Source organism: Clostridium pacaense, assembly GCF_020709765.2.
Classification (GTDB): Bacteria; Bacillota; Clostridia; order Lachnospirales; family Lachnospiraceae; genus Enterocloster; species Enterocloster hominis.
Genome location: NZ_JAJFEB020000071.1, coordinates 1 through 454, shown reverse-complemented (window position 1 = coordinate 454; position 454 = coordinate 1). Strand labels below are relative to the sequence as shown.

1 tRNA gene and 1 rRNA gene are annotated in these 454 nt (G+C 48.5%); both read left to right on the top strand.

Annotated features, from left to right (window positions below):
• Positions 1 to 86, top strand: a 5S ribosomal RNA gene (gene rrf / locus LK536_RS58515); the annotation flags it as partial.
• Positions 87 to 156: 70 nt separating this feature from the next.
• Positions 157 to 229 (top strand) — tRNA-Ala (locus tag LK536_RS58510).
• Positions 230 to 454 lie beyond the last annotated feature (225 nt).

Sequence of the window (454 nt, the reverse complement as noted above, 5' to 3'; positions counted from 1 at the left end):
TTCCCATCCCGAACACGATGGTTAAGACCTAAGCGGCCGATGGTACTATGCTGGAGACGGCATGGGAGAGCAGGTGGGTGCCAGATTACCTAAAAAGGTAACGCGCTGATGCGCGTGCAGGTAATCAACCTGCTCCGCAGGTTGGTTACAATATATGGGGGTGTAGCTCAGTTGGGAGAGCACCTGCCTTGCAAGCAGGGGGTCAAGAGTTCGAATCTCTCCATCTCCATTCGCCGAAAGCAACTTAGTGAGGATGAGCCGGCAGGCGACAGACGAACTTAGTGCGAGGCGGTCCATGAAACTTAACGAGGTATTTTCGAGTTTAGTTGGATGGACATACATCATGTCATACGTACCTTGAAAACCGCATATTGAAGAAAATGAATTGAGTATCCTAAGAAATTAGGATAAACAAGACATCCGAGGCCATACAAGCGATTGTATGGAAAGAAAC